Below are 6,054 nucleotides of genomic sequence, written 5' to 3'. Positions count from 1 at the left end.
CGGAGGTCCACGGCTCGTACTGGACGTACTTGCGTGGTCCGACAACGCGGCGAGGTGCCGTGCCGGGCGTCGCGGGCCGGTGAACCTTTCCGGTCGCAGCACTAGCCGCGCGCGATCCCGTACGGCTCGCGCGCGGCTCGGTTCCGGTCGCCGGGCTCAGCCCGTGAACTGGGCGCGGGTGGGGGAGGGGACCGGGAGCGGGCGGGCGGCGCCGGGGGTCAGGCTGTCGAAGATCATGGACAGATAGCGCCGCCAGAGCCCCGGGGTCTCGTCGCCGAGGCTGAGCACGGCCTGGGACGCGGCGCTCAGCAGGAGCACGATGTCGAGGCCCGTGACGTCGTCACGGATCGCCCCGGCGTGCTGGGCCCGGGTGACGAGGGTGCCGGCTACGTCGGCGAGGCGCTCGCGCGAGGTGCGGACGGTGGGTTCGCAGCGCGAGAGCACGGCGGCGGCCTGGCAGAAGGAGCGGTCGCGCGCCTGGATCTCGGTGCCGATGGTCATGAACTCCAGCAGCGCCGCCCCGGGGTCGTCCGCCGCGGCCAGCCGCTCCCCGGCCGCGACCAGCTCGTCGAGGCGGTCGCTGAAGATCTCGGCCAGCAGCTGTTCCTTGGTGTCGAAGTGGCGGAACACGGTGCCCTTGCCCACCCCGGCGCGTGCGGCGATTCGGGTGATCGACACGTCCATCCCGTTCTCGGCGAACTCGGCGGTCGCGGCATCCATCAGCAGGCGTCTGTTGCGCACGGCGTCGGCTCTCGTCATGCCCCCATCGTACATAACCGGACCGATCGGTCACATTGCCGGAGGTCTAACCGGACCGGTCGGTCATGTTGTGCTACGGTTCAGAACATGACCGAGCGGTCCGGTTGCGAGGCCGGAGCGTGCGCTCATCACTACGCACCGTCGGAAAGCGACGGAAAATCACAGAAAGTGAGAGGAAGCATCATGGACGTCCGCGGCTACGAGACCGGCCCGATCAAGGCGGAGGCGGCCTTTACCTCCGACTTCCCCCTGGATGACCGCTACTCCACGCAGGACATCGTCGACATGCTGGAGCGCGAGCGTCCCAACATGGACATCCGCCCCGGTATGCGGCACAAGTACACCCCGCTGCGCTTCGACCCGGCCACGGGTGTGAAGTACATCGGTGGCCGCTACCTCTTCGACACCTGGGAGAACGTCCTCGACTACAACCACTTCACCAACGAGGAGCTCTTCCCCGAGCCCGGTGTGAAGTTCTGGTCCCGCTTCCCGGGCGTGGACAAGCACTACTGGAAGGTCACCGGCGCCCACGACTTCAAGCCGATGGCCACCGCGCACCACGTCAACCGGCTGGAGCGCTACTCCTACACCGGCGGTGACGTCGAGGCGCTGCTGGCCGAGGTGTGGCCCGCCATCCGTGACGAGGCCGAGAAGCGCGGCCTGTCCAGCGTCTGGCTGATGTTCCAGCCGGAGGAGAAGCAGATCGGCATCCTCACCGTCGCCGAGAAGTCCGGCGACGCCGACCAGGCCGTCGCGGTCTCCAAGGGCCTGGAGTACCTGGAGCGTCTCGACGCCTTCGGTCGCTTCCTGCCCGAGGCGCTCGGTGCCGAGCAGCTCATGGACCGGACCAGCCTGATCATCTCGTCCTGGCTGCCGGAGTCCCGGGCGCTCGGTGGCGCGCACTCGTCGTTCGACGTGTCCCCGCCGCACCCGAAGCCGCAGATCTGATCCGCGGTACGGGTCCTTCGCCCGGTCCCGGCCGGAACCCCCTCACGGTTCCGGCCGGGTCTCCGGGTCACGGTTCCGGCCGGGTCTCCGGGTCACGGTCCCGGCCGCGACTCCGGGTCCCGCGTCGGCCGGGTCTCGGGGTCCCGCGCCGGGCGGGCCGTCAGATCGAGACTTCCCGGTACGGCCGCGAACGCGCCGTCGGTCAGCGCGATCAGCTCCGGCCGTCCGGCGTCGGCCGGCCCGGCCGACCACGCGTGCAGCGCGCACCGGAAGGCCGCCACGGTGATCTCCAGGGCGATCCGCAGCCGCAACTCGTCCGTCCCGGGCGCGGTCGGGAGCGCGTCCCGCGCCGTCAGCGGACCCAGCCGCTCCGTCAGGAGCGCCAGAACGGCGTCCGTCGTCTCCGCGCAGTGCAGAAGGCTGTGCGCGGCGAGCGCCGGAGTCCGCTCGACCAGCCTGCGGCTCTCCGCGAACCGCCGCTCCCACGCGTCGTCCATCCGCTCCAGGGCGGTGATCAGGGACCGGCGCATCACGTCGAGGACGGGCCCGGACAGCCCGGCCTCCGCCAGGACGCCGAGGAACGCCGCCCAGAACTCCTTCTCCGGCGCCAGGGCCACATCCTCCTTCGAGCTGAAGTAGCGGAAGAAGGTGCGCTTGGAGATCTCCACGTCATCGGTGAGGTCGTCGAGGGTCGTCTCGTCGAAACCGTCCCGCGCATAGCGCGTGAGCGCCGTCTCGACCAGGGCCCGCCGGGTGCGCAGCCGCTTGCGTTCGCGCAGCGGCAGCCCCTTCTCCTCCGCCGCTCCGGCCGCCGTCGTCATACCGGCGAGTGTAGGCAGAGCCGCCCCCGGAATACGTCAGCGGCTCCGGAGTGTTTGCCCCTCATAGGCACATGTCACCAAGTGGCATTTTCTCGGCTCGGCCCTTGTGGTCGCCCAGCCGTGGCCGTCCGTACGACCAGATCGACCCATCAGGAGGAATCCCATGCGCGCCCTGATCGCCGACAGCTCCGCCCCCGGGGGGCTGCGGCTCGCCGAAGCACCCGACCCCGTCCCCGCGCCGAACCAGGCGCTCGTCCGGGTCACGGCCATCTCGCCCAACCCGGCCGAGTTCCGCTACATCCTTCCCGGCGCGCCCGACGGCGCGGTCATCGGCTGGGACGCCGCGGGCGTGGTCGAGCGGGCCGCGGCCGACGGCTCGGGACCGGCGGCCGGCACGCCCGTGACCACCCTCGGCCTCAGTGACGGCTGGGCTGAGCTGCGCGCCGTGGACACCGATCTGATCGGCACCGTCCCCGAGGGGGCCGACCCCGGCGCGATGAGCACCCTGCCCGTCTCCGCCGGGACCGCGCTGCGCGCGCTGCGCGCCCTGGGGCCGATCCTGGGCCGCCGGGTCCTGATCACCGGGGCGTCCGGCGCGGTCGGCCGGTTCGCCGTCCAGCTCGCGGCCCGGGGCGGCGCGCAGGTGATCGCCGCCGCCCGCAAGCCGGAGTTCGCCGGCGAACTGCGCGCCCTCGGCGCCCACGAGGTCGTCACCGGACCCGACGGGATCAGCGGTCCCGTCGACGGCGTGCTCGACCAGGTCGGCGGGCCCGACCTCGCCGCGTACTTCGACGCGCTCGGCGAGGGCGGCACGCTCGTCCTCACCGGCGCGGCCTCCGGCGGCTCCACCGTCTTCGAGCCCGGCGCGCTGCTCGCCGACCCGGCCCGGCAGAACCGCTCGATCGTCACCTTCTTCGAGATGGCGGGCGGCGGCGTCGGCCGGGACCTCACCTGGCTCGCCGCCGAGACGGCCGCCGGACGGCTGCGTCCGCATATCGCGTGGCGCGGCGACTGGTCCGACGCCGCGACCGTCCTCGACGACGTACGCGAGAGCCGGCTCGCCGGCAAGGCCGTCCTGGATCTGTCCTGACCGGTCGCCACGAGGCCGCCCCATGACGGCCACGGCCCGGTTCCCCCACCGGAACCGGGCCCCGAACCCCTTCCGACCCCCCCCGGGGCCCACCGGCCCCGCCCACCCCCGAAAGAAACGGATATGAACCGCCCGATCCCCCTCTCCGTCCTCGACCTCTCCCCGATCCGCACCGGCGCCCCCGCCGCCGAGGCCCTCGAGAACACCGTCGCGCTGGCCCGCGCCGCCGAGGCGTACGGCTACCGCCGCTTCTGGATCTCCGAGCACCACAACACCCCGGCGATGGCCAGCTCCGCGACCTCGATCATCATCGGACAGGTCGCCGCCGCCACCGAGCGGATCACCGTCGGCGCGGGCGGCGTCATGCTGCCCAACCACGCCCCCTACGTGGTCGCCGAGCAGTTCGGCACCCTCGCCGCCTACCACCCGGGCCGGATCGACCTCGGTATCGGCCGCGCCCCGGGTACCGACCCGTGGACCACCCGCGCCCTGCGGCGCGAGCACCAGAGCGGCGCCGACTTCCCCGAGCTGGCCGCCGAACTGCGCGGCTACCTCGCCCCCGGCAGCGCCGAGCGCAAGGTCCGCGCGATCCCCGGCGAGGGCTCCGAAGTGCCCGTCTTCATCCTGGGCTCCAGCACCTTCGGCGCGGCCCTCGCCGCCCGTGACGGGCTGCCGTTCGTCTTCGCCTCGCACTTCTCGCCGGACCAGCTGCTGCCCGCCCTTGAGCTGTACCGGGCCGGGTTCCGGCCATCGGCGGCGCTGGCGAAGCCGTATGCGATCGTCGCGGCCAACGCGGTCGTCGCCGACACCGAGAAGGAAGCCGTACGGATCTTCAGCTCGATGCAGCAGAAGTTCCTGTTCCACTTCCGGGGCGGAATGGAGTTCCGGCCGCCGGTCGACGACATCGACGCGCTCTGGTCGCCGCAGGAGGCGCTGACCGTCAACGCCATGCTCGCCGAGTCGTACGTCGGCACCCCGGACACCGTCCGCCGGGGCCTTCAGGGTCTGGTGGAGCGGACCGGCGCCGACGAGCTGATGATCATCGGCGAGGCGTGGGACTTCGACGCCCGGCTGCGCTCCTACGAACTGCTCGCCGAGGCCTGGAAGCTCTGACCGGCCCCGTACCAGGGGACCGGGCCCCGTACCGAAGGACCGGCCCTGTAGCCCGGGGCCCGGTCCCGTACCGAAGGAAAGGAAAGACCGTGCACGCGCCCGCCGCCCTCTTCGAGCCCATCGGGCTCGGCGATCTCACCCTGCCCAACCGCATGGTCATGGCCCCGATGAGCCGTGCCCGCGCGGACGCCGACGGCACCCCGAGCGCGCTGATGGCCGCCTACTACGCGCAGCGCGCTTCGGCCGGGCTGATCGTCGCCGAGGGCACCCACCCGGTCGCGGCCGGGGCCATCGGCCCCGAAGCGCCCGGCCTGTTCACCGACGCCCACCAGGACGGCTGGGCGCGGGTCGCGGACGGGGTGCACGCGGCGGGCGGGCGCGTCTTCCTCCAGCTCATGCACGCGGGCAGGCTGGCCCACCCGGACTTCCTGCCCGGCGGGGTCCGGCCGGTCGCCCCCTCGGCGGTGGCCGCCGAAGCACTCGTTCACACCTCCGGCGGGCGGGTGCCCGCCGTCGTCCCCGACGCGCTCACCGACGGCGCGATCCGGGAACTGGTCGACGGCTTCGTCGGCTCCGCCTGCCGGGCGGTGGCCGCCGGGCTCGACGGGGTGGAGATCCACGCCGCCAACGGCTATCTGCTCCACCAGTTCCTCGCGGAGAACGCCAATCTCCGCACCGACCGCTGGGGCGGCGACACCGAGGGCCGGATCCGCCTCACCACCACGATCACCCGCGCCGTCGCCGACACCGTCGGCCCCCACCGGGTCGGGGTACGGATCTCGCCGTCCAACCCGTTCGGCGGTCTGACGGAGCAGGACCCGTACGGCACCTACACGGCGCTCGTCCGCGCGCTGGCCCCGCTGGGGATCGCGTATCTGCACCACGGCGAGACCGGTACGGAACTCGACCCGGCGATCCGGGAACTGTGGCCCACGGCCCTCATGGTCACCCCGCTCCCCGCCGACCGGGACAAGCCCGACGCCGCCGCCGGATCCCTCACCCGCGGCGCCGACCTGGTCTCCTTCGGCCGGGACTTCCTCGCCAACCCCGACCTGGTGACCCGCTGCCGGATCGGCGCCGCGCTCAACACACCACGACAGGAGGGTTTCTACGGCGGCGGAGCGGCGGGCTACACCGACTACCCGGCGCTCGCCGAGTGATCTGCTTCGGAGATGCGTCGCCAGTGGGCGGCGACTTCGTCGAGGATCCCGTCGGCGGTCGTCGTCCGGACAAACCGCCCGGGTGTTCGTCGTGACTCGAAGATCATTCACGGGACGGCCTGGAGCTTGCACCCTTCCAGGCTCGTAGTGCGCAGGGTTACGT

6 protein-coding genes are annotated in these 6,054 nt (G+C 72.5%); 4 read left to right on the top strand and 2 right to left on the bottom strand.

Annotated features, from left to right (window positions below; all coding sequences use genetic code 11):
* Positions 1-156 precede the first annotated feature (156 nt).
* Complete coding sequence (locus ACFXG1_RS20155; protein WP_384721640.1) at positions 157-759, bottom strand: TetR/AcrR family transcriptional regulator; 603 nt, start codon at positions 757-759, stop codon at positions 157-159.
* 168 nt (positions 760-927) lie between these two features.
* Between ACFXG1_RS20155 and ACFXG1_RS20150 the strand changes: the two genes are divergently transcribed.
* Entirely contained in the window at positions 928-1,707 is a 780-nt protein-coding gene (locus ACFXG1_RS20150; RefSeq protein WP_384743890.1) for a hypothetical protein, read from the top strand.
* 92 nt (positions 1,708-1,799) lie between these two features.
* Here ACFXG1_RS20150 and ACFXG1_RS20145 read toward each other — a convergent pair whose 3' ends face one another.
* Positions 1,800-2,528 carry a TetR family transcriptional regulator gene (locus tag ACFXG1_RS20145; protein WP_384721634.1) on the bottom strand — a complete coding sequence of 243 codons (729 nt, stop codon included), beginning with the start codon at positions 2,526-2,528 and terminating at the stop codon, positions 1,800-1,802.
* Between the two features lie 163 nt (positions 2,529-2,691).
* Here ACFXG1_RS20145 and ACFXG1_RS20140 point away from each other — a divergent pair, with 163 nt between their 5' ends.
* The 3 genes from ACFXG1_RS20140 to ACFXG1_RS20130 all read left to right on the top strand — a co-directional run bounded on the left by ACFXG1_RS20140 (position 2,692) and on the right by ACFXG1_RS20130 (position 5,891).
* Positions 2,692-3,618, top strand: a complete 927-nt coding sequence (locus tag ACFXG1_RS20140; RefSeq protein ID WP_384743888.1) for a zinc-binding dehydrogenase — start codon at positions 2,692-2,694, stop codon at positions 3,616-3,618.
* A 123-nt stretch (positions 3,619-3,741) separates the two neighbouring features.
* A complete protein-coding gene (locus ACFXG1_RS20135) occupies positions 3,742-4,731 on the top strand; it encodes an LLM class flavin-dependent oxidoreductase (protein WP_384724229.1) in 990 nt (329 codons plus the stop codon).
* A gap of 89 nt (positions 4,732-4,820) precedes the next feature.
* Positions 4,821-5,891 carry an alkene reductase gene (locus tag ACFXG1_RS20130; RefSeq protein ID WP_384743886.1) on the top strand — a complete coding sequence of 357 codons (1,071 nt, stop codon included), beginning with the start codon at positions 4,821-4,823 and terminating at the stop codon, positions 5,889-5,891.
* Positions 5,892-6,054 lie beyond the last annotated feature (163 nt).

The organism is Streptomyces sp. NPDC059248, assembly GCF_042753905.1.
Taxonomy (GTDB): Bacteria; Actinomycetota; Actinomycetes; order Streptomycetales; family Streptomycetaceae; genus Streptomyces.
This window is presented reverse-complemented; position numbering and strand designations above follow the sequence as displayed.

Excerpts from the sequence above, each read along its gene's own strand:
- ACFXG1_RS20140 (WP_384743888.1), top strand. The coding sequence starts at position 2,692 with ATGCGCGCCCTGATCGCCGACAGCTCCGCCCCCGGGGGGCTGCGGCTC.
- ACFXG1_RS20155 (WP_384721640.1), bottom strand. The coding sequence starts at position 759 with ATGACGAGAGCCGACGCCGTGCGCAACAGACGCCTGCTGATGGATGCC.
- ACFXG1_RS20145 (WP_384721634.1), bottom strand. The coding sequence starts at position 2,528 with ATGACGACGGCGGCCGGAGCGGCGGAGGAGAAGGGGCTGCCGCTGCGC.
- ACFXG1_RS20135 (WP_384724229.1), top strand. The coding sequence starts at position 3,742 with ATGAACCGCCCGATCCCCCTCTCCGTCCTCGACCTCTCCCCGATCCGC.